Genomic DNA, 22,770 nt, shown 5'->3' on the forward strand with positions numbered 1-22,770 from the left:
TCCATACATGATGAAAACACGACCATATCAGGCTTTAGGTAGCCTTTCTAAGTTTTATCGTTGCTGCTCCCAGCCACTAAAATGGTATAAAAAGCCACGGCGTGCTTGGAAGGAATGTTCCAAAGAGGCGTTGCTTCATAATGTCACAACAATTCAGTCACAACTTTCTAGTAAAACAGCAATGATGGCAGTTGTAAAAGCAGATGCATACGGTCATGGAGCGACGTATTGCAGTAGATTATTGGAGAAAAATGGCGTAACGATCTTTGCTGTGGCGACGTTGGACGAAGGGATAGAATTACGAAAAGCAGGAATTCGCGGTGATATCTTGATTTTTGGGTACACGGCACCGGAGGACGTAGACAAGATTCAGCATTTTGATCTCATCCAAACAATAATTAGTGAACAATATGGCTTGGCTTTAGAACAAACGGGAATAAGGATTCGCTGCCATTTAAAAATAGATACAGGGATGCACCGAGTCGGTATTCCCCAAAAAAAGCTTGGCACGATGATTCATTTTTATAGGTCCGCCATTTTGGTAGTGGAAGGAATTTATAGTCATCTTGGTTCAGCGGACAGCCTAGATGAGTTTGCGATTGAAAGAACGGAAGCGCAAATCACAGCTTATAATGAGGTACTGGCGCAACTAAGAAAGGCCGGCATCGATCCTTTGAGAACGCATTTACAGAGTAGCTATGGTTTGCAGAATTATAAAGAGTTGCAATATGATTACGTTCGGATTGGCATCTCGCTTTACGGTTGTCAAAGTGAGGTTTCGGATATGCCATTACCATTACGACCTGTTTTGTCATTAAAAAGTCGAATTGCTTTGATAGAATACGTGGCCGAAGATGATTTTATTGGATATGGCAATGATGTGATGGCGCCACATAAAATGAAAATCGCGATGATTCCAATCGGTTATGCGGATGGGATTCCCCGAGACCTATCTTCTGCGGATCTACAGGTGAGCATATCTGGTGTGGCGGTTCCTGCGGTTGGCCGAATTTGCATGGATATGATGATGCTTGACGTGACCAACTTACCGAACACAAAAGTAGGGACAGAGGTTACGCTTATCGATCGGATGGATGCTTCTTTCTCAGCTGAAATTTTGGCGAGTAAGGCGGGCACGATTACTAACGAAGTGCTCAGTAGATTAGGAAAAAGGTTGCCAGTCATCTATAAGTAAGCTACTTTATTCAGGGCGGGACTCATGAGTAGAGTAGCTTATTCATTTTGGTTTTACGCCTTATTCTATGGTACACTAGTCCAAGAGATGAATTATTTGGAGGCAGAAAACATGGAAGAAATTTTGAAGTTAGTACATAAATCATTACCTTATCGACCGAATCAAATTAATGCGGTGATTGAATTGCTGAATGGAGGCAATACAGTGCCGTTTATCGCGCGTTACCGGAAGGAAATGACGGGTAGTCTGGATGAAGTCGAAATCCGCCATATCGAAGAACGCTATGCTTACGTGGAAAAATTAGAACAGCGAAAAGAAGAGATTTTGCGGTTGATTGAGGAACAAGGAAAATTGACGGAGGAGCTCCGGATTGCGATTACGAAATCAGAGAAGCATCAGGCGCTGGAGGATTTATACCGTCCTTATAAACAAAAGAAACGCACGAAAGCAACGATTGCCAAGGAAAAAGGATTGGAGCCGTTCGCGACATGGTTACTTGGCCTCCCGGAAAATGGTGATGTGCATGCAGAAGCTACCAACTACGTTTCAGCAGAGCTAGAGGTAGCGACAATCGAGGAAGTACTCCTAGGTGCGCATGAAATTATCGCGGAAGTTATTTCAGATGAACCTGCTTATCGTAAGTGGATTCGCGAATTTACTCGAAAGTTCGGCATGATGCAGTCCGTCGGTAAAAAGATTGAGCTAGACGAGAAATCGGTGTATGAAATGTACTACGATTACCAAGAACTCATTGGAAAAGTAGCGAGTCACCGTGTATTAGCCTTTAATCGTGGCGAGAAAGAGGATATTTTGCGTGTGGCAGTGGTTGTCGACGCTACGAAGATTAGGGAGTATTTACGCAAACAGGTGATTAAAAAGTCTGGATCGATCGCAGAAAGCTATGTTGTTGCGGCCATTGACGACGCCTATAAACGCTTCATTGGACCGGCGATTGAACGGGAAATCCGCGCAGAATTAACGGAAGCTGCCGAAGAACAAGCGATTCATATTTTTGCGGAAAACTTGCGGAAGTTACTCTTGCAACCACCATTAAAGGGCAAGATCATTCTCGGCCTCGATCCAGCTTACCGAACAGGCTGCAAACTAGCGCTACTCGATAAAACTGGAAAAGTGCTAACGATTGATGTGATCTATCCACATCCACCGCAAAATAAGAAAGCGGATGCTAAGCAAAAGGTTTTAAAATTAATGCAGGAATATGGTGTAGAAGTGGTAGCGATTGGAAATGGAACAGCATCACGTGAGTCCGAACAATTCATCGCGGAACTGATTAAAGAAGAGAATCTGAATGCCTATTATTGTATCGTTAATGAGGCTGGCGCTAGTGTTTATTCGGCCAGTGACATCGCTCGTGAAGAGTTTCCAGATTATCAAGTCGAGCAACGAAGTGCCGTTTCGATTGGACGCCGCCTGCAAGATCCACTTGCCGAACTGGTGAAAATTGATCCGAAATCCGTCGGTGTTGGGCAATACCAACATGATGTTGCACAAAAACAGCTCAATGACACGCTAACATTTGTCGTTGAAACTGCCGTAAACCAAGTCGGTGTGAATGTAAACACAGCTTCTGCGTCCCTTCTGCAATATGTCGCTGGTTTAAACAAAACCGTTGCCGGCAACATTCGCAAATATCGCGAGGAAAACGGACCATTCGCATCGCGCAAAGAATTGAAAAAAGTACCGCGTCTCGGCGCTAAATCATACGAACAAAGCATCGGCTTCTTGCGTATTTTGGAAGGAAAGCACCCACTCGATCAGACCGCGATCCACCCAGAAAGCTATGCAACAGCAGAGAAAATCGTGGTTTCTGCAGGGTTCCAATTAACCGATCTCGGGACGCCCGAGCTAAAACAAGCCTTGCAACAGTTCAATTTGACCGATATGGCAGGGGAACTTGAAGTCGGAAAAGAAACATTGCAAGATATAGTGGATTCACTCGTGGCACCAGGACGCGACTTGCGTGACGAGCTAGATGCGCCGCTTCTAAAACAAGACGTCATCTCCATGGAAGACTTAAAAAGTGGAATGGAGCTACAAGGAACGGTCCGTAACGTCGTTGATTTCGGAGCATTTGTAGATATTGGCGTGAAGCAGGATGGCCTCGTGCATATTTCGAAGCTGAGCAATTCCTTCGTCAAGAAACCAATGGACGTTGTGTCTGTAGGTGATATCGTTACCGTTTGGGTAGATGACGTCGATCAGAAAAAAGGGCGAATTTCGCTAACGATGCGCAGCCCAGCACAAGGGAAGTAAGACAATGATGACTGAACAGGAACTGCAACGGCATATGGAAAGCGTGTCGTTGCAATTTTTTCATAAGCCGTTTTTACATCGGGCTACGTTCAACACGCGTTTACGGACGACAGGAGGGCGCTATTTGCTACGAAGCCATGATATTGAGATGAATCCACGCTACCTCGATAACTTCGGTCTCGCGTACTTCATCGGCATTATGAAGCATGAACTGTGCCACTATCATCTACACTTGGAAGGAAAAGGATATCAACACCGTGACGCTGATTTTCGCGCATTGCTCACCAAAGTAGGTGCCCCGCGATTTTGCCAAGCCATTCCGGCCACCCAAAAAATGCATCGTTATACATGTATCACATGCGACACAACCTTCCTTCGCAAACGCCGTTTTGACGTAAAAAAATACCGTTGCGGGCGATGTAACGGACAGATAAAATATATACAAGAAGAAGTTCTAGAAACCTAAGTAGCTATTTTCAGAAAATAACCAGATAAAGCTTGATTTTTTCTAGATACCTGCTTATAATGTAAAGAGTCAGCAGAAATAAATGATGCTATTCCACAGTAGCTCAGTTGGTAGAGCAATCGGCTGTTAACCGATCGGTCGCAAGTTCGAGTCTTGCCTGTGGAGTTCTTTTACGCTCATTTCTGGCAGGTTTAAACAAATATGGGGAAGTACTCAAGTGGCTGAAGAGGTGCCCCTGCTAAGGGTATAGGTCGTTAACGCGGCGCGAGGGTTCAAATCCCTCCTTCTCCGCCATATTTTAAATCCAAAACGATGATTGAGGTTGTCGTTTTTTCGTGCTTTGAAACAAGGAAGCACAACATATCGATAGTAAATAAACTGTACTCAAGGGTTTCGTATCCATGAGTACAGTTTATTTTTTAGATTACTCCACAAGAAACTCAAACTTTGTCCAAGGCTCCATGAAATCTAGTAAGAAAATTTCTTCCTCTAGAATTCGACCGACGACATTCGTTTTTCCGCGGTTCTCCATATCTTTCAAAGCGATTTGTAGTTCACCTTTATACTGACCGTACAGTTCATTTTCAATCAAAATATCGCCGCGTTTAATATTTGGGGTGAATGTTGGTTTGAACGATTCTTCGCGATACTTAACCCGGGACTGGGTTGAACGAATAAAATAATCGGAAACGTCGCCACGGTAAAAATGAGGTTCTTCCGTGACAATTTTGCGTTCAAGTGGTGTGATTGTGTCATGTAGCTTGATTTTGAAGCCAAATTTTTCTGCTTGAAGTACAGCACTAAGTTGTGCGAGTTCCTCTTCGGAAGCATAGACATTCGCTACGATAATATCATCGATGAGTTTCGTCGCCAGGAGATGCTTTGCTTGTGTGTCAATCGATAGGCCGCGATGCATCTCAAGTGTGCATAAACCTTCTGTCACTGGCCATGGTCCGTATGTTGCTGCGTTAGAATGGACAAAAGCTGCGGTGCGAATTTGAAAACGGCGAAAGCGTTCGCTACATGTCACGAAATAATCATAAGAAAGACCAGCGTAACGATGTGGGTAAAAATTATGTGAACCAATTAAATTCTCGCGATTCGGCTGGAAATCAATGATGTTATTCAAATAATTCGTGTCATTACTCATATTAATCTCGATTTTTAGCCCGTACGGATTAAAGGTCATTGCGGCTTCTTCACTACCTGTAAAGCCCATATCTAAGCGAATTCCATATGCACCAAGCTCGTGGAAAAAGGACAAATCATCATAAGAAATATCAAGTGATTTGAAAATACGTGGGGAAATATCAACGAGCACTTCCATACCGAGCGCGTTCGCATGGCTAATGGTCTCTTTAAATTCGCGTAAAATCAATTCTTTGTCACCACTCACGGATAATAAACAGGTGAAAACGCGTGTAAAACCGTATTTGTGAGCCAAACTAATGTATGTTTTGTCTTTTTCAGGCGTTGCGTGTTCGGGGTAAATCGAAATGCCAAGTTTATGCATGCGTCGTACCTTCTTCCTTATATTTTAATGGTGGATACGTAACGTTTCCGAGAATGACATGATCGCGTGCTCCAGTTGCTGCAGGGACATTTGATGGTCTACCATGTAATGTTTCATACGCAAGTAGCCCAAATGCGACTGCTTCTTTGGCATCTGAGGAGTAGCCGATATCTTCTTGTGTTAAGACCTCACAGTGGCCTTTCAAAAGCTCGGCCAAATAGCGCAATAGCGTTTTATTGTAGCTACCGCCACCACTGATGATAATTTCGTCGATAGCTAATTTTGGAAATACGAATTGTTCATAGTTAGAAACGATGGTTTTAGCCGTGAACATCGTCAACGTCGCCACTAAATCTGCTGGCGCCAAATGCCCGTATGTAGTAAGTAATTTATCTGTATACTCTGTTCCAAAAAGCTCGCGTCCCGTCGACTTTGGAATCGGAGCGGTTATAAAAGAATTGTCCATGCAGTAAGCTAACAAATCTTCGTTAACGTGACCATGTGCTGCTATGTCGCCACCATCATCATAATCACGACTAAACAAACGCTGCATCAAATCATCAATAATCATATTTCCTGGACCTGTATCAAATGCAAAAACATGATCAAGTGTCGCATTTTTGGGTAGTACAGTCACGTTCCCAATACCGCCAATGTTTTGCAATAAACGGTTTTTATGCGAGTCACGGTAGAGCAGTAACTCTGTGAATGGTACGAGCGGTGCGCCTTGACCACCAGCAGCCATGTCCATCGTTCGAAAATTTGAGACAACTGTTGCACCAGTTTCATACGCAATCACCGCGGGCTCCCCGATTTGCAATGTCGAAGCAGCAAAACTATCCACTTGTTCTGGCTGATGAAAGATCGTCTGCCCATGTGAGCCTATGACACCAAGCTCTGACGCGGCAATCCCGTTTTTACTACAAATCATTTTTACGCTTTCTGCAAAAAGCACACCCAATTTGAAATTTAAACTACAAATCAGCTGTGAATCTGATTGGTCGATACGCAAACTTTTGCGAATCTCGTTTATGATTCCTGTTTGGAACGGTACGGTTTTGAAATCGATCAATTTTGTAGACAAGTGTCCCTCGATTTCTTGGACATCAAGCAAGGCTACGTCGATACCATCAAGCGATGTACCAGACATTAATCCAACAATATGCATGTTATTTACCTCCTCATCTTAGCTAAGATACATTAAAAAGTAAGAACTTGCCGTACAGACAAGCGTCACGACCATTGTAAAAATGGATGCCTGCTTTTTAGACTTATAAAAGCCGTGTTTTGCAAGCAGAATATAGGAGAGCCCCGCGCTACTTCCAAGGCTCGTAAGTACAAACAAACCAAATGGCCGAGACATGCCTAAGTTCGTGAGTACAGGAAGGAAAATAAGATTGACTAAAATCGTGATTGCAAAAAAAAGAATGGCACTTTTATAATTAAATTTGATCCATTTACTATTCGTTTCCATGCAGATAAAACCTCCTTTTTAATAGAGAGGGGCAAAAGGATACCCCTCCATGTGTTCTGTTAAGCTAAATTAGGCTCGTTATTATGCGTTTCTTTATTTTCTTCTGCTTGTGCTTGTTCCTCATTCAATAACTTTTGATCATACATTTTAAAGAACGGAATGTAGATTAAGAACGATATCGTGATGTTTACGAAGACGAGAACGACGGCTCGCCAATCACCACCTGTGGCTAAATATGCGCCAATCGGAGCGGGTAAAGTCCACGGGGCCATAATATAGGTTGGTGTGATAAAGCCGAGTGTTGTCGCAAAATAAGCAATGGTCGTTGTAATAAGTGGAATCGTGATGAAGGGAATGATCAACATTGGATTCAGGACAATTGGAACACCGAAAATAACGGGTTCATTGATGTTGAAAATACTCGGAATCAGCGTGGTTTTGCCGAGCGCTTTTGTATAGCTTGATTTTGCAAAGAATAACATCGCTAACACAAGTCCGAGTGTCGCGCCAGACCCACCAATCCAGACAAACCATTGGAAGAAGGTCTCTGGTGCGATGTGCGGCATAGGAGCGCCAGATGCCACAGCTTCAGCATTCGATGTTAGATAAACTTCCCAAACAGGGCGAGCCACGGCACCAATGACGGAAATACCATGTATACCAAATGACCAGAAGAATGTAACCAAAAATACTGGTAATAGGACGCCAAATAAACTATCTCCTGCTTTTATAATTGGTGCAACGGCCTTATCCACAAGGGAATGAACATCGATTCCTAAAATAACGGTGATGAGTGTCATGAACAGAATGACAAAAGCAACTGGGATAAGTGCCTCAAACGATCGTGCAACGCTAGGAGGAACTTGTTCCGGCATCTTGATAGTAATATTGCGCTTTTTACAAAACCGCATGACTTCCACAGAAAAGATCGAGACAATCATGGCCATGAATAATCCATGACCGCCAAGATTAGCCATTGGTAACACAAAGCCGACTTTATCAAGCGCTATCGGTGTCAAGGTTAGTAAGAATGAAGCAACTGCGATTTGAGCACCAGAAAGCGGGTCTAACTTATAACTTTTTGCTAAATTGTAACCGATTCCAAAAGTAATGTATAAAGACATAATAAACATGGTCATGCGATAAGGAATCAAAATTTCAAATAAATGTTCTTGGGACCATTTGTAAAGGGCGGTACTCTCAGGAACAGGCGGAAAAGCGACAATCAAAAACATACTACCAACAATAATAAACGGTAACGAAGAAACAACACCATCACGAATTGCGCGCAAATGCCGTTGCTCGGATAATTTTGCCATCGGAATAGACAAATATTTCTCTAGAAAATTCATAAATCTTTGCATCATTATTCTCCCTTATTTTTAAGATGATATGTATTGTCTAGCTGTGACAAAATACGTCTGAAAAACAAACCTCCTTTATTAAAATAGTTTACAATTTGATTCTAGTTCATTTGAAATAAAATGTCAACGCTTTCAGTTTTTCGTTAAAAATTTATTTCATTTTTTCTAAAAAAAGGAAAACGGTTGGGAGAGAATGGATTTGATGGGAATAAAAGCATGTAAAATTATCTATTATAATTAATTTTTCAAAAATATTAGTTGAAAACGTTATCTAATGATGATATATTGAACCCGTAATCGCCAAATGGAAAAAATTATACAATATGGCGATATAAAAAGGGGGATAAAGATGAAAAAATGGGCAGCAATGTTATGTATACTTGTACTAAGTTTATCAGCTTTTGCGATAGTAGGACAGGCAGAAGAGGCAACGGAGGGGTTAAATAAGTTCATTAAAAAGGCAGATGGCACATATGGTTACGAGGCTAACACACCAGTTTATTATTATAATGGCTCCACCGAACAAGTCCAAATTCCAGCGAGTTATACCCAGCCAAAAGAGCAATTCAAAAGCTCATGGGTAGCAACCATTGCGAATTTGAACTTTGCTAAAGTCGCTTCTGAAGCAGCATTCAAAGCGCAGTATAAAACCGTATTGGACGACTTTGAATCATGGAATATGAACGCGGTTATTTTCCAAGTTCGGCCACTTCTGGATGCCTATTATCCGTCCAAAATAAACCCGTGGTCCGAGTTTATTGCAAGCGGCGTACAGGGCGTGAATCCGGGCTACGACCCATTAGCAATCATGGTGGAGGAAACACACAAACGTGGCATGGAGTATCACGCTTGGTTCAATCCATATCGAGTGACTAATACCAAACTGACAACAGCAAGCATCCTTACCAAAATAGGTGCGACAAAAGAGGAAGCGCTAGCAATGACGGTTCCCGAACAAATCGAAGCATGGAATAAAGCCGGGATTTTGGCAGACGATAATTACGCTGTGAAGCATCCAGAAACCGTCTTACGATTCGACGAAAAACTATTTCTAAATCCAGGTATTCCAGCCGTGCAAGAATACGTAGCGGCGACGATTCAGGAAGTCGTGACAAATTACGATATAGACGCGATTCATTTTGATGATTATTTTTATCCGTATCGCATCACGGTGGACGGTAAAAATGTTTTATTTGGCGACCAACAAGAAGATGCCGCGACATTTGCACAATATGGCATTCCAGCCGGTTATCCCAATACAAAAGCAGGCATTGATGAGTGGCGCCGTGACAACATAACAACGCTGATTGACAAAGTGAAGCAAACCATCGATACACATAATCAAGCCAAGAAAACGGCCGTTCAATTCGGTATCAGCCCTTTCGGAATCTGGGAACATAAAGCAAACAATCCCCTTGGCTCGAACACGCCGACAGGATCATCCCAGTCGTATTCCCAAAGCATTTTTGCCGATACGTATCAATGGATCAAAGACGAGAAAATCGATTATATGACACCGCAAATTTATTGGAGCTTTGACCAAAATGCGGCACCGTATGGCGATTTAGCTAGGTGGTGGAACAAGGCGGCAGAAGGAACACACGTGCAGATTTACGTCGGGCATGCCAACTACAAGCATCTAGGAAACGGTGGCTGGGAAGCAGCGTGGATGAACTCCGAAGAAATACCGAATCAGATGCGTTTTAACCAACTACTAGAAAACGTATCCGGCAGCGTCCTTTTTAGCTACAATGACATCCGCAAAAGCGACATGGCAACAATTCCAGACGCACAAAAGCCAGTCAACCAAGCCAAGAATGAGTCTATAGACCTACTGCAAAAAACATACTTCAAAATTCCATCCTTGACGCCGAGCAAACCGTGGCTAGCGCATCAAGCGATCACAGCGCCAATGCAAGTTAAGCAAACTGGAGGAACCCTCACTTGGTCAGATACCGCAGCGAATGATGCTCGGTACTATGTCGTGTATAAAGGAACCGGAACAGCTACAGAAAATTGCGGCAAATCCAGCAAACATGATCACAAAAATTTGGCGCGGTGATGCTTTGACATTTAACTATCCAATCGCTGAGGGCGGAACTTATGTTGTGACAGCGCTTGATGCCGCAAGCAATGAATCTGCACCAATCATTGCCACAATTCCAGCTGGCGACGTAACCGTACTGTATCAAGATGAAAATGGCGAGGAGGTTGCACCAAGCACAACAATCCAAGGCAACGTCGGTGAAACTTTTACAATTACAACGAAAAAAATTGCAGGGTATACACTAGTAGAACCCCCCACTCTGGGCACCTTCACAGATCAAGCGCAAACGATCACCGTCTCCTATACAAAAAAACCTGAAGAAATAGACCCAGTACAACCAACAGACCCGACCAAGCCAGAAGAAACAACTGCGAACCCATCAGAAAAACAGCCTAACCCACCAGCAGAAAAAGCATCAGGAAGCCAGTCACCTACGCCTAAAATAACGACCGATCCAAATCAAGTGAATACAGTATCCGCATTACCAGCTACAGAACAAGGCAAGCTACCAACTACTGGTGACAAAACAATGGATGTAGCGATTGTACTTGGCTTAGCGCTCAGTATGACAGGTATATTTATTCTGATTCGTCGGAACAAAAGGCAAGCCTAAAAGCAGTAATAGAAACGATTAGAGTCCTTGTGCAATCATTGCATGAGGGCTTTCATAAACATAAAAATAAGCATTGCATCTGGAGCAGAATATGCTATAATGAGAAAGTTGGCTTTCAAGAGGCGACATAAAGGCCCGTTGGTCAAGCGGTTAAGACACCGCCCTTTCACGGCGGTATCACGGGTTCGATTCCCGTACGGGTCATAGTGATAATAGGATAACGGACGGCAAGTGTCCGCATTGTTGGTGCTGTTCGAATGAAAAGAGTTACATCCTCAATATATATGAGAACAAAGCAGAGTTTTCATCCTACTCAGAATGGTGCTTGTATTGGGCATTTTTTGGTGTTCTGAGTTACGACCAGTTATGAATAAATATTCATGTTTTTTAAGATAATGATTGACATGGTGGGTATCCAATAATATAATATAATATAAATTAGTGTTAATAGAGCGGTCGTGGCGGAATCGGCAGACGCGCTAGGTTGAGGGCCTAGTGGGGTAAAACCCGTGGAGGTTCAAGTCCTCTCGGCCGCATCAATTAGGGTTACACAATCTTGAATTGTAGCAAAACCCTTTATTTATGAAAATAAAGAATCAAATAAAATGGTATCATTGATGCTTATGAACGTGTATATTAAATCCACACATTCATAAGCTTTTTTCATGTCGTTTTTCAACGTAAATAGGACAAAAGAACTGAGTTTAAAGTCTGGTAGTAACAGCTTAATCATACATCAAACTGCATTATATGTTACTATTAACTTAACAAGGAACATAAACAAGTCATAAGAACTAGCTGATTTTTCACATACTACAAGTAATTTATTAATAAAAACAGACGGCCCGAAACACTGCTGCCAATTCCAAATCAATAAACGTGTGATGAACGCGATTTTAATGGAGGTTAGGAAATGTCAGAAATGAAAAAGAAAACAATGGGTTTCGTGATTAGTCATAAGGAAAATGAAAAACGGATCGCTTTGTTGCCAGAGCATATGTTAGCGATTCAAAACGCTCAGCAGCTACTATTTGAAGAGGGATATGGTGCGGCACTTGGTATTTCTGATACGGAATATACCGCGCTCGGTTGTAAAATTGGGACTAGAGCCGAGGTGCTACATCAAGATATTATTTGTGAGCCGAAAATTGGTGATTCTGAATTTTTAGGTGATTTAACGAAAGGGCAGACTATTTTTGGTTGGGTTCATGCGGAGCAAAATAAAGCGATTGCGGAGAAATTGATACAGTCAGAAGTGCTGGTTTACGCTTGGGAAAATATGAACTACATGAATCGGCACTGTTTTTGGGTGAATAATATGCTAGCTGGAGAAGCGGCTATCATGCATGCCTATCAACTGCTTGGAGAAATGCCATACAACACGAAAGTTGCGATTTTAGGGAGAGGAAATACTGCTCAAGGTGCTCAGAAGGTGCTACTAGATCTGGGCGCGGATATATGTATTTACAATCGTCATCAGGAAGCGCTGTTTAAGCAAGAAATTGGCAATTATGATGTGATCGTGAATGCTGTTTTATGGGACACGGATCGGACGGATCATGTTTTGAATCGCGCGGATTTGAAGCGTATGAAGAAAACAGCGATGATCGTTGATGTCAGCTGTGATCATGGTGGTGCAATCGAAACTTGTATCCCAACTACATTTGAAAATCCGACTTATTTTGTCGATGGTATTTTGCATTATGCGGTGGATCATACGCCGAGTATATTGTACAGACCAGCCTCGCGATCCATCTCTGCGGTGGTTGCGACGTACATTGATGATCTTATTGAAAGTCGGCCAAATATGACGCTGAAATTGACGACGTGGGATTTTATCCAACCACCTATACCGACCAAATAATCGAAAAGAACCAGAAGCTAACCTCCGCAAAAGGGGGACTTCTGGTTCTTCATTTATTGTTTCGCTATGATATTTCCGTTCGGCTCAATGGTTGCATTGGGTGAAATGGACTGTAAATAGTTCAGTTGCTCTGTTTTGGCGTCACCATCCAACATATGAACTTGGTTCCCAGAAATAATTCCAGGTGCGAAGTTTCCTGTCACTTTTCCATTATCAAAGTTTAATCGATATATTCCAGTTTCGGCAGCGTGCCCCTTCACATAATCAGGGAAAAGAAAGTTGCCGAGGGAATAAGCGATTGGGACTCCTTTATAAACCTCAAAACCTTGCAACCAATGAGGATGGCTTGCGATGATAGCATCGACTAGACCTTCATCTACTAGTTTTTTTGCGTATTCTTTTTGGTATTCTACAGGAGTGTTTGTTTTTTCAACGCCCCAATGGAAATAAACCACCATATAATCGATATCTTTATTTTTCGCGCGCTCTTCTTTGATTTTGCTTGTCACAAGGTTCAAGTCATAACCATTCGTTACGCCGGGTTTATCTTTACCAGCAATCCAGCCAGTATTCGGGAAAAAATGGGAAAAGGACATAAAACCAACCTTATTACCTTTAATATTAGCTACTTTGAGTTCATAGGCCTCTTCTTCGTCTTTACCTGCGCCGACATACGCTATATTATTGGCACGTAAAGCAGCGGTCGTATCCAAAAGTCCATCTTCATAATAATCAAGAATATGGTTATTCGAGATATTCACCATATCTACGCCGGCATTTGTTAAACCCTTTAATGTGCTAGGATCACTCTTTATCCAGAATAACTGATAAGGTACTTTCTTCGTGCGCGTTGTAATAGCAGTCTCTAGGTCTACAAATGTATAATCGCGGATTTTAATTGTTCGCGAACATTGTTAAAAGGATAATCAACCCCATTTTGTGCAATGATAGGTTTTAATCCCCAGTCAAACATAATGTCTCCCGTACTGGCAATTTGAAATTTGTCAGCTTTTATCGGTGTTTCTGTCTTTTTTTCAGGTTCTTTTTTTTGGTGTTGCTTTTGCTGTAGTTTTTGTTTTAATTTTCGGAGAAGCGGTTTCTGTTTTATGTTGCATTAAAATATTGACTGTAAATCCAATGGCGCAGACGACTAGAAGCAGTGATAGGATAAATATTAGCTTTTTTCTTGACATATTTTTTGAACCTCCTAATGTTTTTATTAATATAACACACTAATTGTGAATTTATACGTGTAATACAAAAAATACATAAAAAATACATATTTGTTCAATTAAATTGGCTTTTTTTGCTGTTTTATATAGAAATATTTGTTGCGTATCAACAGATTTAATATATTTTTAATTATTTTCACTAATTTATATAAAAAATAGATATAGTGTTTTTTTGTTACATTATATATTTACGCTAACTTTACTTAAGAGCGTTCACTTGCCAAACAACTCGGAATATAATATACTTACTTTATTCAAAATCAGTACGCCCGATAAGGGGAGTAGCAGTATAGCAATGTCGTCAGTACGGGATAAAACCCCGGCATTGTTAGCAATTTTCGATTGTTTGCGAGACCTTACGTTTATTCGTGAGGTCTTTTTGCGCGGCTAAGCGGCTCTGTGCTCGCGCGGATTGGTTAGAAAAAGCTAATCAAACAGGAGGAAAACAATTGAAGAAATTAATCATTTTCGCTATGTCACTCATGTTGGTCTTTTCACCGATGGGAACCGTGACATACAACACGATCATGCCGGCAAAATATGAACAGGTTAGTGAGGCGCACGCCAAGGGGTATCGTTCGCCAAGCCGCTCGTATCGACCAAATAACAATCAAGTTAATCGAAGCAACAATACGAATAAGGCTACAAACAATCAAGCCACAAAATCGAAAAACTCCAATCGTGGCTTCTGGGGTGGATTGCTGTTTGGTGGAATCGCAGGTTTACTATTCGGCAGCATGCTTGGGAATATGGGCGCGTTCGGTGATATTTTTGCTTTGATTATCAATGTCATCGCGATTATTTTAATCATTCGCCTGCTCATCTATTTCTTCCAAAAATGGCGCAATCGCAATAATCCGAAGCCGCAATCGAATGTATTTGATCACCAGGCTCCGGCAGCAACAGAGACGCCAAATGGTGTTACGATTTTAAATGAAGGCAATATTTCCAATGCTGTCATCCACTTCTTTACACACGAGAAAGGCTTGCAGTTAGAGGATGTGGAAGTGGTGCTGACCTATGATGAAAATAAGGGCTTTGGTGCAGATGTCATGAAGAACGAGCGCTTGGTTCAAGCTTTGGATCATTTCTCGCTTATTCAAGCAATCCGCTACTGGGCCACACGAGAAGGGAATTTCGATCCAAACTGCGGACTGGAACTACGTTTTTCCGAACAAGAAGGTATTACGGCGATAGTAACCGAATAATGAAAATGGCGCTCAGTATTAGAACTGGGCGTCTTTCGGTCTAATTTATGCCAATTTTCACACATCTTATGGTAAATGTAATTTTGAAAATAAAGGCGTGAAGATAGCGCTATCATTAAGTTTTACATATTTTTCATGTGGCGATCCGAATAGGCCTAAGGGATTGATATTGGATATAAAGTATGAAATATGATATAAAGAGTCTAAAAACTTTCATCCAATTATCGCATTTCGTATAATAAAAGTAGGATAGGTTCGCCTATTCAGTGATGGGACAGGGGGGCAATGTTATGTTGTTCGAACGAATGGAAAAATATGATTATGAACAAGTTGTTTTTTGTCACGATAAGGTTTCGGGGTTAAAGGCGATTATCGCAATCCACGATACGACACTTGGGCCAGCGCTTGGTGGTTGCAGGATGTGGCCATATGAGACGGAAGAAGAGGCGCTAGAGGATGTTCTACGCTTAGCTCGTGGGATGACGCATAAAAATGCAGCGGCGGGATTAAATCTTGGCGGTGGGAAAACAGTCATTATTGGTGATCCGAGAAAAGATAAGTCAGAAGCGATGTTTCGGGCATTAGGACGCTATGTTGAGAGTTTAAATGGGCGCTATATTATTGCGGAGGATGTGGGCACCACAGTTTCTGATATGGATATGATTCATGAAGAAACCGACTATGTTACAGGAATTTCAGAAAGTTATGGTTCTTCTGGGAATCCAAGTCCAATGACGGCGCTCGGTGTTTATAGCGCGATGAAACGCACAGCGCTAGAGGTATTTGGTACCGATTCGCTTGATGGAAAGACAATCAGTGTTCAGGGTGTAGGTAATGTGGCCTATGCTTTATGCGAACTATTGCATAATGAAGGTAGTAAACTAGTGGTGACGGATATTAATCCGGAGGCAGTAAATCGTGCGGTAGAAGCATTCGGGGCGAAGGCAGTAGCGCCAGATGAGATTTATGATGTAGAAGCTGATATTTTTGCCCCGTGTGCACTTGGTGGGATTTTGAATGATACAACAATTCCTAGGCTTCGAGTTGCGGCGATTTGTGGTAGCGCTAACAATCAACTGCTCCAAACAGAGCGTCACGGCGAAATGGTGGCAGATCGAGGGATTCTTTATGCGCCGGATTATATTGTGAATGCTGGCGGAGTCATCAACGTTGCGGATGAGCTGAGCAGTTATAACGAAGATCGAGCCCAGCATAAAATAAAAGAGATTTACGGCCAAATTGGTAAGGTATTCGAAATTGCGAAGGCTGAAGGGATGACGCCGGCTCACGCTGCAAATCGGATGGCGGAAAATAGAATTCAGTCGATGCGCCATGTGAAGAGTAGATTTTTGCGGACGGAGAACTCGCTTTTAAGTAGACGTTAGCAGGCTTCTCATTTCGACCTCCTCTAAAAATATGCTATAGTAAAGTTACTACATATTCATTTGGAGGGAAAAGAAATGAACAAACCATTATCGCTGTATTTTGTACGTCATGGACAAACCTATTTAAATAAATATGAAAAAATGCAAGGTTGGGCGGATTCACCGCTAACTCCTGAAGGTGCGGAAGTCGTGAAACAAAGCGGTAGGGGACTTGCAGATATCGAGTTTGTAGCGGCATATTCGAGCGATTTGCACCGAACTATTGCGACGGCAGAATACATTTTAAAGGAAAATAAACATGGATTTGGCTTGACACTTGAACCTCGACCGGAGTTTCGGGAAACCTTTTTCGGTTCGTTTGAAGGGGATGCTAGTGAGATGACGTGGACGAGAGTCGCGAAATCGATGGGCTACGGTTCAAAAGACGAACTTTTCGAAAAGGCAAATGTTCGCGAAACGATGAACGGGACGAAAGTTGCAGATCCTAAACATGAGGCCGAAGATTTTATGACATTTTGGAATCGGGTAGAGGAAGGCTTCTTACATGTTGTGAACGCGCATCGGGAAACTGGTGGGAACATTTTGATCGTAGCGCATGGCAATACGATTCGCAATATTGTGCATGAATTAGAACCATCTGTGAAGGCCAATTTTGTGTTAGATAATGCGAGTGTAACGGTGCTCACATACGAAAATGGCCTGTTCAAGATTGAACGCTTGAATGACACGGCTCATTTTACCGCGGAATAAAAGTAAAAAGAGGCAGTTCCCAAGGTTTCACGGAGAACTGCTTCTTTTTTAGTTTACATATAGAGTGTTAGCGCGATCGAACCGATGACCGCGAGTCCAATGCCGCTGACGATAATGATATGCCACCATTTATACATGACGATAATCGCGATGAACTCACGCAAAAGTGCGTTTGGCAAGTAGTAAAGCGCCGTTTTCGAACTGATTCCTTGGCTTTTTAGACCGGCTTTCCGAGCATACAAGCTGGCTCGGAATAAATGGAAGTTATTTGTCACAAAAATACTGCGCGACTTTGGTTTTAAATCGGCCATAATCGTTTTGGAAAACATCATATTTTGCAAGGTGTTGACAGACAGGTCCTCCATCAAAATATGTTCTTCAGGGATACCTTTTTCGACGAGGTAGTCCTTCATCGCGGAGGCTTCGGAAACCCATTCATTCGGCCCTTGTCCGCCAGAAACGATAATTTGAGGTGCAAAATTTTTCGCGGCTTGTTTATAGTAAAAACGAATCGCGCGATCGAGGCGGCTAGCAAGAAGTGGTGGCACCTTATCTCCAATTAAACCGCTGCCTAAAACAATCACGAAATCTTGCTTCAATCGTGGTCGATTATACTGATACAGATAGGAAGATAACAAAAAACTGATGAGATGAAACGCGAAATGACCGATAATGAATAATAATCCGGTGAAAAAGATGCTCAAGAAAATATTATTCAAAATGGTGATTTGGAAAATGAATAGAATAATAAGACCAAGAATAGCTAAACCGACAAATAAAGTAAGGAGATTTGGAATACGGCGTCCTTCTCGCTTGACCATTAAGCGACCGTTAAGAACTAACCCCACACCGAGACCAACAATAAGAAAGGGAACTAGGAGCACAATTAAAAAGAAGACGCCAATAACAATCAGGGCTAAAATACTGTTTCGCGTGGCAATTAACCCGTAAGCCACCGCCAAAATTGTAAAGAAGATCCCAAGGGTTAGAAAAATCCCATTACTAATCCGTCTTTTGTCGATAATATACAAGACGACGAATAGCAGGATAAAAAAAGCAGCAATATAAGTTAGTAGCATATAAAATCCTCGTTTCTGTTCCATTCTTTAGAACTAGTATACTGCATAATAAACCAAAAGCAAAGAGTGGAATTATCCATGCTAACTAAAACGTGATGGCGAATATATGGACAGTTAACATTTTATATTGAGTTACTTGTTCTAGTATGGTAGATTTAGACTATAACTAAAAGTGGAGGGAAATTTGATAATGAAATTAAAAAGAATATCCTTGTTAGTCTTGATGTTAGTGATGAGCCTTGTTTTAGCAGCGTGTGGGAGTTCACCGCAAGAAACATTCACGAAAAGTGTGGAGAAAACGGCAGAACCAGCAGATCAATCCACAACTACAATCGGCATAAAAGTAGATGAATTACCTGCAACATTGAAAGCGGATCAATCGGCAGCTATGCTAGAAGGCTTATCTGTTAAATTAACGGTATCAGACGATCAGAAGCAACAAAAATCAGCAGCAACGATCGCTGTGAAGACAGCAGGTCTTGTGAGTTTAAATGTAAACTTAGATTTATTAGTAGATTCTAAGGCGGAAAAAGTATACTTCCCGTTGAGCGATTTGTACGATGAGAAAGGGAACTTAACAACGCTACTAGACCAATTAACAAGTGGCATGTTCTCTAAAATCAAAGAAGAAAACCCCGATTTAGTTACTAAATATGTAGATTTATCCACGCTTTCTGAGGAACTGTCTGGCAAAGAAGCAAAGAAATCTGAAACAGATACGAAAGAAGTAGAGAAAGCGACCAAAGATTTGAGCAAAAAAGTAACTAAAACAGTGAGCGATTACTTCAATAGTTTACCAGAAGACCGCTTTAAAGAAGGAGATAATGGCGAAATCACATTGAACCTGACGAAAGCTGATTTTACAACGCTAGCAACGAAAATTTCCGAACTTCTGGATGATAAAGCTATAAAAGCGGATCTCAAAGTTATTGCGGAGTCGCAAGGCGTATCAGGCGAAGCGTTCGACAAGCAATATAAATCGATGGCAAAATCGTTTGATGATGCGATTCAATCCGTCAAAGATGAAACGAATGCAAAAATCGATGTGACCGTGACGATCCAACCCGATAAGAACGATAATATTGAAAGCATGAAGATGGAAGTAAAAATCACAGATTCAAAAGATAAAGACAAACCAGAGACGCTAGGCATGACGATTACGATGAAAACAACAGATTCCGCGAAATTACCTAAGTTTCCATCTTCATCGGACATCATTTCTACAGAAGCCTTGCAAAAGATTATCTCTGAATCAACAGCTAGTTACTACAAATCACTATATGGCGACACAAATACAGATACAACAGAAATTCAATAACTCATAAAAAACTCGGGTCGTGGTACGCTTTACTTAGCGAATCATATCCCGAGTTTTTATGTGACTATTTTTTCTTAAAAGTACTGATGTGCGCCGTCTTACTCAATTTTTCATAGAACAATTGCCGGTCTTTGGCGAAAAAATTAATGCAGATATGGATGAAAAAAACAAAGCTGCTGACGACAGCGAGTCCAATCACGGTGAGAAACAAAACTGGTGCTAGTCGGTCGATAAAAAACGGATTCTGCGGGAGCAAAATGATGCCCAATGTAACGTAGTACAGCAATCCGTTTCGAACGAGAAGTTGTCGGAATCGAATTTTCTCAGAAATGGTGGAAGTCATGCGAATCCGAACGAGCATTTTTCCTAATGTTCGGCCATTGGTGAGCGCAGGCAGAAGCATGAAGTAAAGAAATACGAGCAAAACGAGCCACCAGAGTTGTTCAAAGTTGGCACCACCTCGAATATCTAGTTCTTTGAAAGGAAGAACATGCAAGATGCCCAGTAGCCCGGTGAGCGTGCTGAGAATAAACCAATCGAGTGTAAAGGCAAGTAAGCGACGGACATAACTCACACGTTTCCCATTAACATAGGTCATTTCGTCCATCTTTGTTCGCGATGGAAGTAGACTTGTAAATAGTGGCGCAATCGCAAAACCAACAATACCCCCGAGCGTGTTCAGCATGAGATCATCGACGTCAAAAAGCCTATAAGCATGTGGGTAAATCCCATAAATCCCAGTAAGTTGTGTAATTTCAAAGAATAGCGAGAGTGAAAAGGCGAACAATGTGGTCTTCCAAAATGAGAAGCGGAAGTAATAGCGCAAATAAACACCGAATGGAATGACGAGCAAAATATTAAAAATCGGTTGCAGCACAACGGCTTGCGTCAAGGCAGGCACATAAGTACTCGGATCATCCCAGATAAAGACCGTATGTAAAAGGAAGTCATGCACAAATTTAAATGGAGTCAACTGTACAGGCGAACCAGTCATCTTGGCGACTTCGTCTGGGGCAGGAAGTGGTAGTAAAACGAGAAGTAATGCACACAGCAAGTAGAAAATGAAGGTATACAAAATCACATTACGTAAAAAATTGAAGCCGCCAAATTTATGATATTGGTAAATGGCGAATGGTAATGTGAGAAAAAAGGCGAGGAATGGGAAAGCTAAAAGTGCCATTTCAATTGGGAATAAATAAGAATGCATCGGGGACCTCCTTAGGTTATTTGAACTTACGTTACTAGCCTACAACAAAAAGCAAAAAAAAAACTAGTAGCAAGATGCAAAAAAAACGCATCGTACTCCTAGTTTTGATATTATTTTACCGACATGCCTAATATTTTGGTGATGGCACGCGGAAAATGCCCATCAAACCAGCGAGAATCAATAAGATTCCAGATACGATCCAAATTTGACCGACTACAAAGAACATTAGAATACCAATAAGCACGAGTAAGACACCCCAACCGCGCGGGCTCTTTTTAATGAGAAGTGAGGCGAACAAGGCTAAGGCTGACGCAATAACGGTTACCCAACCAAGTGTCGCGACTTTATCTCCGAATGTACCACTTAAATACGTGAACGTTTGGATATAGTCTGTTAAATCGTTCCCGTATCCAACAATCCAGAATCCAGCTACTAAACCAACGATAGATCCAATCAATCCAAGAATTAATTCGACAGTTCTTGACATATGTTTTTCCCCCTAACTATGGTCTTTTTCGAGTTTGTGATAGCTCGTTTGGAGACCTTCTTATGTCTCGTATACACAATGATTTCCATTTTGACATCCGCAATTCAATTACCAATTGTCAAATAGTCGTAACAAAAGAACGCGACAGCAAAATCGTGAGCGCAAATGATACAGCTGTTAACAATGGGATTGTCTGCGGATGGAGTAGACAATCATCAGCGGCCTCTTCCCAAAAAAGCGGAATGAAGAAGCGATGCAGTAAATATACGTACAAAGTATTTTTACCCCATTTTATAAAGAATAACCGTCTTTTCGGGATTAAGCAGAAAAAACTAGCGATCGTAACAAAATGAAAAGGTGTATATATGACTGCATGATGGATAACTGGAGTAAATGATTGTCAACTTCGTAAAGTCATGCTATTTTGGAAAGAGTAGTGAGGAGGTTGGATTAGATGACATTATATGTAAGCGAAATGGAGTCGCCACTAGGAACGTTGTATCTTGGCGTTTCTCGGCGTGCTGTGAGATATATTGCGTACGATGAAGCTACATTTTTAGAGAATGAAGTGGATATTTGTTTGGAAGAAAATGATGTGATGTGCCAGTTGAAGCAGGAGTTGCAAGCTTTTTTTGATGGGGAGCGGCGTGATTTTTCGGTTCCGATTGAGGTACAGGGTACGGATTTTCAGATGAGCGTGTGGGAGGCTTTGCGGGATATTCCATACGGTGAGCTTGTTTCTTACAAGGATATCGCTGAGCGTGCAGGGAGTCCAAGGGCGGTGCGAGCAGTGGGGCAGGCGAACCGGGCGAACCGCATTCCGATTATTATCCCATGTCACCGGGTGATTCAAGCTGGCGGGAAACTGGGTGGCTATAATGGCAGTGATGTCGATCGCAAAATTTGGTTATTAAACCGTGAAAGCCCTTTTTAAACGTTATCATAAATTTCATGACTCGTTCATAATTTTTTCTTATTTGTTAGGTAAGATAAGGGTAAGTGAAAGGAGCTGGAATTGCATGGAAAATGAGTTTGAAGCACCGAAAAAGAAAGTGAATGGATGGAAATGGAGTACTATTATTGTGAGTATCGTTTCAGTTATTACGATATCATTTATGGGTTTTGCACTTTTTAATCAAAATCAAGCGGGAATGAATGGTCAAGGAAATATGCCAACGAATGGACAGTCGCAAATGGGTGGCTCTGATGAAACATATGGAACGCCGCCAAGTGGTGCTCCTGGACAACAACAAGGAGGAGGTTCGTCCGGTTCATCTGGTGATACAGATGCGGA

The 22,770-nt window shown here is 41.8% G+C and carries 20 protein-coding genes, 4 tRNA genes and 1 pseudogene; 17 read left to right on the forward strand and 8 right to left on the reverse strand.

The window, feature by feature from the left end:
* The first annotated feature begins 7 nt into the window (after positions 1 to 7).
* The 5 genes from alr to PGRAN_RS11055 all read left to right on the forward strand — a co-directional run bounded on the left by alr (position 8) and on the right by PGRAN_RS11055 (position 4,229).
* Positions 8 to 1,195 (forward strand): alanine racemase, encoded by a 1,188-nt coding sequence (alr, locus tag PGRAN_RS11035; RefSeq protein WP_051998597.1) that lies wholly within the window; start codon positions 8 to 10, stop codon positions 1,193 to 1,195.
* Positions 1,196 to 1,306: 111 nt separating this feature from the next.
* Positions 1,307 to 3,469 (forward strand): Tex family protein, encoded by a 2,163-nt coding sequence (locus tag PGRAN_RS11040; protein ID WP_193786260.1) that lies wholly within the window; start codon positions 1,307 to 1,309, stop codon positions 3,467 to 3,469.
* A 7-nt stretch (positions 3,470 to 3,476) separates the two neighbouring features.
* Positions 3,477 to 3,935 (forward strand): SprT family protein, encoded by a 459-nt coding sequence (locus tag PGRAN_RS11045; protein ID WP_036067165.1) that lies wholly within the window; start codon positions 3,477 to 3,479, stop codon positions 3,933 to 3,935.
* Positions 3,936 to 4,027: 92 nt separating this feature from the next.
* A tRNA-Asn gene (locus PGRAN_RS11050) sits at positions 4,028 to 4,100 on the forward strand.
* 38 nt (positions 4,101 to 4,138) lie between these two features.
* Positions 4,139 to 4,229 (forward strand) — tRNA-Ser (locus PGRAN_RS11055).
* Positions 4,230 to 4,359: 130 nt separating this feature from the next.
* On the opposite strand, the gene PGRAN_RS11060 is transcribed toward PGRAN_RS11055, so the two are convergent.
* Genes PGRAN_RS11060 through PGRAN_RS11075 form a run of 4 tightly spaced genes read right to left on the reverse strand, consistent with a single transcriptional unit; the run spans position 4,360 to position 8,286 of the window.
* Positions 4,360 to 5,448, reverse strand: a complete 1,089-nt coding sequence (locus PGRAN_RS11060) for a DUF871 domain-containing protein (RefSeq protein WP_036067139.1) — start codon at positions 5,446 to 5,448, stop codon at positions 4,360 to 4,362.
* Complete coding sequence (anmK, locus tag PGRAN_RS11065; protein WP_036067140.1) at positions 5,441 to 6,616, reverse strand: anhydro-N-acetylmuramic acid kinase AnmK; 1,176 nt, start codon at positions 6,614 to 6,616, stop codon at positions 5,441 to 5,443. Before anmK ends, PGRAN_RS11060 begins: the two co-directional genes overlap by 8 nt.
* 18 nt (positions 6,617 to 6,634) lie before the next feature.
* Complete coding sequence (locus tag PGRAN_RS11070) at positions 6,635 to 6,922, reverse strand: hypothetical protein (protein ID WP_036067141.1); 288 nt, start codon at positions 6,920 to 6,922, stop codon at positions 6,635 to 6,637.
* A gap of 59 nt (positions 6,923 to 6,981) precedes the next feature.
* Entirely contained in the window at positions 6,982 to 8,286 is a 1,305-nt protein-coding gene (locus PGRAN_RS11075) for a PTS sugar transporter subunit IIC (protein ID WP_036067142.1), read from the reverse strand.
* Between the two features lie 349 nt (positions 8,287 to 8,635).
* Between PGRAN_RS11075 and PGRAN_RS11080 the strand changes: the two genes are divergently transcribed.
* The 5 genes from PGRAN_RS11080 to PGRAN_RS11095 all read left to right on the forward strand — a co-directional run bounded on the left by PGRAN_RS11080 (position 8,636) and on the right by PGRAN_RS11095 (position 12,810).
* A complete protein-coding gene (locus PGRAN_RS11080; RefSeq protein WP_051998598.1) occupies positions 8,636 to 10,348 on the forward strand; it encodes a glycoside hydrolase family 10-like protein in 1,713 nt (570 codons plus the stop codon).
* Positions 10,323 to 10,946 carry a MucBP domain-containing protein gene (locus PGRAN_RS17030; RefSeq protein WP_051998599.1) on the forward strand — a complete coding sequence of 208 codons (624 nt, stop codon included), beginning with the start codon at positions 10,323 to 10,325 and terminating at the stop codon, positions 10,944 to 10,946. Before PGRAN_RS11080 ends, PGRAN_RS17030 begins: the two co-directional genes overlap by 26 nt.
* A gap of 132 nt (positions 10,947 to 11,078) precedes the next feature.
* Positions 11,079 to 11,150: transfer RNA gene (locus PGRAN_RS11085), tRNA-Glu, on the forward strand.
* 248 nt (positions 11,151 to 11,398) lie between these two features.
* Positions 11,399 to 11,482 (forward strand) — tRNA-Leu (locus PGRAN_RS11090).
* 377 nt (positions 11,483 to 11,859) lie between these two features.
* Complete coding sequence (locus tag PGRAN_RS11095; RefSeq protein WP_077914670.1) at positions 11,860 to 12,810, forward strand: N(5)-(carboxyethyl)ornithine synthase; 951 nt, start codon at positions 11,860 to 11,862, stop codon at positions 12,808 to 12,810.
* Positions 12,811 to 12,863: 53 nt separating this feature from the next.
* On the opposite strand, the pseudogene PGRAN_RS11100 reads toward PGRAN_RS11095, so the two are convergent.
* A pseudogene (locus PGRAN_RS11100) lies at positions 12,864 to 14,003 on the reverse strand (CapA family protein).
* A gap of 488 nt (positions 14,004 to 14,491) precedes the next feature.
* On the opposite strand from PGRAN_RS11100, the gene PGRAN_RS11105 reads away from it, so the two are divergent.
* The 3 genes from PGRAN_RS11105 to PGRAN_RS11115 all read left to right on the forward strand — a co-directional run bounded on the left by PGRAN_RS11105 (position 14,492) and on the right by PGRAN_RS11115 (position 17,385).
* Complete coding sequence (locus PGRAN_RS11105; protein WP_036067144.1) at positions 14,492 to 15,250, forward strand: DUF2653 family protein; 759 nt, start codon at positions 14,492 to 14,494, stop codon at positions 15,248 to 15,250.
* 290 nt (positions 15,251 to 15,540) lie between these two features.
* Complete coding sequence (locus PGRAN_RS11110; protein ID WP_036067145.1) at positions 15,541 to 16,635, forward strand: Glu/Leu/Phe/Val dehydrogenase dimerization domain-containing protein; 1,095 nt, start codon at positions 15,541 to 15,543, stop codon at positions 16,633 to 16,635.
* Between the two features lie 75 nt (positions 16,636 to 16,710).
* The gene (locus PGRAN_RS11115; RefSeq protein WP_036067147.1) at positions 16,711 to 17,385 is read left to right on the forward strand and encodes a histidine phosphatase family protein; all 675 of its coding nucleotides are present in this window, start codon (positions 16,711 to 16,713) and stop codon (positions 17,383 to 17,385) included.
* 53 nt (positions 17,386 to 17,438) lie between these two features.
* On the opposite strand, the gene PGRAN_RS11120 is transcribed toward PGRAN_RS11115, so the two are convergent.
* The gene (locus PGRAN_RS11120; RefSeq protein ID WP_036067149.1) at positions 17,439 to 18,464 is read right to left on the reverse strand and encodes a YdcF family protein; all 1,026 of its coding nucleotides are present in this window, start codon (positions 18,462 to 18,464) and stop codon (positions 17,439 to 17,441) included.
* 190 nt (positions 18,465 to 18,654) lie between these two features.
* On the opposite strand from PGRAN_RS11120, the gene PGRAN_RS11125 reads away from it, so the two are divergent.
* A complete protein-coding gene (locus PGRAN_RS11125) occupies positions 18,655 to 19,782 on the forward strand; it encodes an Lmo2079 family surface lipoprotein (protein WP_036067150.1) in 1,128 nt (375 codons plus the stop codon).
* 64 nt (positions 19,783 to 19,846) lie between these two features.
* Here the strand turns inward: PGRAN_RS11125 and PGRAN_RS11130 are convergent, their stop codons facing one another.
* Positions 19,847 to 20,989 carry a VanZ family protein gene (locus PGRAN_RS11130; RefSeq protein ID WP_036067151.1) on the reverse strand — a complete coding sequence of 381 codons (1,143 nt, stop codon included), beginning with the start codon at positions 20,987 to 20,989 and terminating at the stop codon, positions 19,847 to 19,849.
* A 127-nt stretch (positions 20,990 to 21,116) separates the two neighbouring features.
* The gene (locus PGRAN_RS11135) at positions 21,117 to 21,476 is read right to left on the reverse strand and encodes a DUF4064 domain-containing protein (RefSeq protein WP_036067152.1); all 360 of its coding nucleotides are present in this window, start codon (positions 21,474 to 21,476) and stop codon (positions 21,117 to 21,119) included.
* Positions 21,477 to 21,538: 62 nt separating this feature from the next.
* Between PGRAN_RS11135 and PGRAN_RS11140 the strand changes: the two genes are divergently transcribed.
* From PGRAN_RS11140 to PGRAN_RS11150, 3 genes are all read left to right on the forward strand, one after another.
* Entirely contained in the window at positions 21,539 to 21,829 is a 291-nt protein-coding gene (locus tag PGRAN_RS11140; protein ID WP_036067153.1) for a hypothetical protein, read from the forward strand.
* A 101-nt stretch (positions 21,830 to 21,930) separates the two neighbouring features.
* Positions 21,931 to 22,410 carry a methylated-DNA--[protein]-cysteine S-methyltransferase gene (locus PGRAN_RS11145; protein ID WP_065427919.1) on the forward strand — a complete coding sequence of 160 codons (480 nt, stop codon included), beginning with the start codon at positions 21,931 to 21,933 and terminating at the stop codon, positions 22,408 to 22,410.
* Positions 22,411 to 22,495: 85 nt separating this feature from the next.
* On the forward strand, positions 22,496 to 22,770 hold a 275-nt coding region (locus PGRAN_RS11150), incomplete at its 3' end, for a hypothetical protein (protein WP_051998600.1).

It is taken from the genome of Listeria grandensis FSL F6-0971 (genome assembly GCF_000525835.1).
GTDB lineage: Bacteria > Bacillota > Bacilli > Lactobacillales > Listeriaceae > Listeria_A > Listeria_A grandensis.

Bases quoted from the DNA above. Each gene is read 5' to 3' on its own strand.
- alr (WP_051998597.1), top strand. From the start codon at position 8: ATGATGAAAACACGACCATATCAGGCTTTAGGTAGCCTTTCTAAGTTT.
- PGRAN_RS11040 (WP_193786260.1), top strand. From the start codon at position 1,307: ATGGAAGAAATTTTGAAGTTAGTACATAAATCATTACCTTATCGACCG.
- PGRAN_RS11045 (WP_036067165.1), top strand. From the start codon at position 3,477: ATGACTGAACAGGAACTGCAACGGCATATGGAAAGCGTGTCGTTGCAA.
- PGRAN_RS11060 (WP_036067139.1), bottom strand. From the start codon at position 5,448: ATGCATAAACTTGGCATTTCGATTTACCCCGAACACGCAACGCCTGAA.
- anmK (WP_036067140.1), bottom strand. From the start codon at position 6,616: ATGCATATTGTTGGATTAATGTCTGGTACATCGCTTGATGGTATCGAC.
- PGRAN_RS11070 (WP_036067141.1), bottom strand. From the start codon at position 6,922: ATGGAAACGAATAGTAAATGGATCAAATTTAATTATAAAAGTGCCATT.
- PGRAN_RS11075 (WP_036067142.1), bottom strand. From the start codon at position 8,286: ATGCAAAGATTTATGAATTTTCTAGAGAAATATTTGTCTATTCCGATG.
- PGRAN_RS11080 (WP_051998598.1), top strand. From the start codon at position 8,636: ATGAAAAAATGGGCAGCAATGTTATGTATACTTGTACTAAGTTTATCA.
- PGRAN_RS17030 (WP_051998599.1), top strand. From the start codon at position 10,323: ATGATCACAAAAATTTGGCGCGGTGATGCTTTGACATTTAACTATCCA.
- PGRAN_RS11095 (WP_077914670.1), top strand. From the start codon at position 11,860: ATGTCAGAAATGAAAAAGAAAACAATGGGTTTCGTGATTAGTCATAAG.
- PGRAN_RS11110 (WP_036067145.1), top strand. From the start codon at position 15,541: ATGTTGTTCGAACGAATGGAAAAATATGATTATGAACAAGTTGTTTTT.
- PGRAN_RS11115 (WP_036067147.1), top strand. From the start codon at position 16,711: ATGAACAAACCATTATCGCTGTATTTTGTACGTCATGGACAAACCTAT.
- PGRAN_RS11120 (WP_036067149.1), bottom strand. From the start codon at position 18,464: ATGCTACTAACTTATATTGCTGCTTTTTTTATCCTGCTATTCGTCGTC.
- PGRAN_RS11125 (WP_036067150.1), top strand. From the start codon at position 18,655: ATGAAATTAAAAAGAATATCCTTGTTAGTCTTGATGTTAGTGATGAGC.
- PGRAN_RS11130 (WP_036067151.1), bottom strand. From the start codon at position 20,989: ATGCATTCTTATTTATTCCCAATTGAAATGGCACTTTTAGCTTTCCCA.
- PGRAN_RS11135 (WP_036067152.1), bottom strand. From the start codon at position 21,476: ATGTCAAGAACTGTCGAATTAATTCTTGGATTGATTGGATCTATCGTT.
- PGRAN_RS11140 (WP_036067153.1), top strand. From the start codon at position 21,539: ATGTCTCGTATACACAATGATTTCCATTTTGACATCCGCAATTCAATT.
- PGRAN_RS11145 (WP_065427919.1), top strand. From the start codon at position 21,931: ATGACATTATATGTAAGCGAAATGGAGTCGCCACTAGGAACGTTGTAT.